This window comes from Bacteroides sp. HMSC067B03 (genome assembly GCF_001811315.1).
Lineage (GTDB): Bacteria > Bacteroidota > Bacteroidia > Bacteroidales > Bacteroidaceae > Bacteroides > Bacteroides faecis.
Map to the genome: position 1 here is coordinate 1 of NZ_KV804436.1, position 2,851 is coordinate 2,851.

The following is a 2,851-nucleotide window of genomic DNA, read 5'->3' on the forward strand; positions in this document are numbered from 1 at the left end:
TTATATATATAAATAATATATGAATATATAATATTTGTATATTTATTATATGAATAAATTATATTGAAATATTCTTTTATTGAATATTTGTTTGTATATTTGCGGTGTGAAGTTATAAATATGGTAGTAGTAGTTTTAAAAGCGGCAACTTCTTTCGCTGGTATTGATTATAATGAGCGAAAGAATGAGGAAGGCAAGAGTGAACTTCTTGTTGCAGAAAATTTTGCTATGAATCCAGATAATTTGAAGAAGTCGGATTATATAGCTTATATGGAATCTGTCTGTAGGACTAATCCAGCGGTCAAGGCAAAACAATTTCATGCAGTGATTTCATGTAAGGGGCGTGAATATTCGGCAGATGATTTGAAAAATGTAGCTTTGCAATATATAAATAAAATGGGTTATGGAAATAATCCTTATATGATATATTTTCATTCTGATACAGAAAATAATCATGTACATATTGTTTCTACACGAGTACAGAAGAACGGACAGAAGGTAAAAGATAATATGGAAGCTGTGCGCTCACAGAAAGTCATAAATCAAATAATGAATGTTGATTTAGCTTTGAAGGCTAAAGATGATATTTCAAAATACATGGAGTTTTCTTTTTCTACAGTGCAGCAATATAAGTTGTTACTTGAACAATCAGGATGGAAATTAAGAGAAAAGGATGGATTATTAATTTTGTATAAGGGTGGTGAAAAGCACGCTTCAATTCAATTAGAGCAGATAAAAGATAAAGCTAAACAATATACACCTGATGAAGAAAGAAGAAAACAGATAACAGCTCTTTTATTTAAATATAAGCAAGGACTTTCCTATACAGAACTTCAAACTTTGATGAAAGATAAGTTTGGTATAAATTTAGTCTTTCATACAGGAAAAGGACATACTAAACCTTATGGATATACATTAATTGATTATAGAAATAAGAGAGTTTTGAAAGGTGGGGAAGTTATGGATTTGAAGGAACTTTTAGTAGAGCCTAATAAACAAGCAAAAGTAGAACATTGTAATAGTATAATTAATCTTCTTTTGAAAGATGGAACAAAATATACAATGGATAGTTTCAAGAAATCAATGTTAGATTACGATTATAGGTTTTCAATGAATGGCACAATATTTATAAATGGTGATGATAAGGCTTTATTGGTTCTTGATAAAAAACTGCTGAAAGAATTTAGATATAATAGCAGAGTGTATGAAGCAAATAAATTTAATGTTGCTACAGTTAAAGAAGCCGAGTTGTTAAGTAGAATTTATCATGTGAAAAAAGATGATATTTTGATTCAAGAGCATATGGATAAAAAAAATACTGTCTATTCTGATATGATAAATAGTTATTTGGCTCATAGTTCAGATTTACATTCTACATTAAGAGAAAAAGGAATTCTTTTTGTTGAAGATGATAATTTAGTTTATCTAATAGATAAAAAGAATAAAGTAATCATAAGTACTGATGATTTAGGAATCAATATTATAAAAGATGGCTATAGTAAAGATAGGATTACTCTAGTTACTCTTGATAAGATGGAAAGAATAAATGTTGAACAAGATTCAGAACTGGCAAGGGGATTTAATCTGATTGATGCTATTTGTGATATTCTTAGCCAGCATATAAATGTACAGCAAGATAAATCTCCTAACAGGAAAAAGAAAAGAGGACAGCAACAAAATTAATTAATAAATAGAATAAGATATGATAATATTATTTGGAAATCAGAAAGGCGGTTGTGGTAAAACGACTAATTGCATACAATTTGCCAACTATCTAGTAGAAAAAGGAAAAGAAGTTCTAGTATTGGATTTAGATTTTCAGCGTTCATTATCGGATAGAAGAAAAGAAGATATTGCGACCTATGATAATGAACCTAAATATGAGGTTATACAAACCGATATATCTAATGTTGCTAAAATTATTAGTGATTTTACTAAGGTTGAGCAAGGAAATCTATTAATAGATTTGCCCGGTAAGATTGATGATGATGCTTTGGGAACTATTCTTAAAGCTGCGGATATAATAATATGCCCATTTAAATACGATAAATTTACAATGGATAGTACAGGCTTTTTTATCCAAGTGTTACAGTATTTAAATGTAAAAGCTAAAATATTCTTTTTGCCTAACAATATGAGAACTGCGGTAAGATATGAGACGAAAGAACAGGTAGTTGATATTCTTAAGCAAGTTGGTTTTGTTACAGATGAAATACCAGCTTCTGTTGCGATGGAACGTATAAATACATTAGCAATTAGTAATGAGTGTATTGATAAGGTGAAGAATGCTTATGATTATATCATTCAAGAAGGAGCAATAAAATAAAATATTCATTTTATAGATATTTGTTATAAAATTATTCATTTATTGTATATATTTGCGCATGGCTGATAAATTAAGGAAAAAGCAAAATGAAGGCATTTCTAGTGTTCTGGAAATAGCTAAAATGATAAGAGGTGAAGAATCGCATGGGAGTAGTATAAATGAAACTCCTATTCAAGAAGCTAAATGTGAAGTTGAAGAGGAGAAAGAACCACCTCATGTAGAAATGGAAACAACTTCTTCGGAAGTTTTTAATTTTAATGGCTCTAGTGATATGGATTTGACGGACTTATTAGAGTACATTAAAGGAAAAAATTATAATTGCAAGGAAGTTCTATATGTTGATACAGATGTAAAAGAGGTGTTTGGCTTGCTCAAAGCTAAAGCCAAAATACCTATTTCATCTTTAGTTTCGTTTATTTTGGAAGATTGGTTAACTAAACACCGTAATGACATAAGTTCTTTGATTAAGCAAAAAAAGAACCGTTTTCTTTAGTACAGAAAAAGGGTCGTTTTGTGAAACAAAAG

At 29.4% G+C, this 2,851-nt stretch carries 3 protein-coding genes; all 3 read left to right on the forward strand.

The features are described from left to right. The first annotated feature begins 120 nt into the window (after positions 1 to 120). From HMPREF2794_RS21550 to HMPREF2794_RS21560, 3 genes are read left to right on the forward strand one after another with little or no spacing between them, the layout of a single operon-like run. A complete protein-coding gene (locus HMPREF2794_RS21550) occupies positions 121 to 1,683 on the forward strand; it encodes a relaxase/mobilization nuclease domain-containing protein (protein ID WP_032951409.1) in 1,563 nt (520 codons plus the stop codon). Between the two features lie 19 nt (positions 1,684 to 1,702). Beyond that, positions 1,703 to 2,326, forward strand: a complete 624-nt coding sequence (locus HMPREF2794_RS21555) for a ParA family protein (RefSeq protein ID WP_004295355.1) — start codon at positions 1,703 to 1,705, stop codon at positions 2,324 to 2,326. 58 nt (positions 2,327 to 2,384) lie between these two features. Further along, positions 2,385 to 2,819 carry a hypothetical protein gene (locus HMPREF2794_RS21560; RefSeq protein ID WP_005647368.1) on the forward strand — a complete coding sequence of 145 codons (435 nt, stop codon included), beginning with the start codon at positions 2,385 to 2,387 and terminating at the stop codon, positions 2,817 to 2,819. Positions 2,820 to 2,851 lie beyond the last annotated feature (32 nt).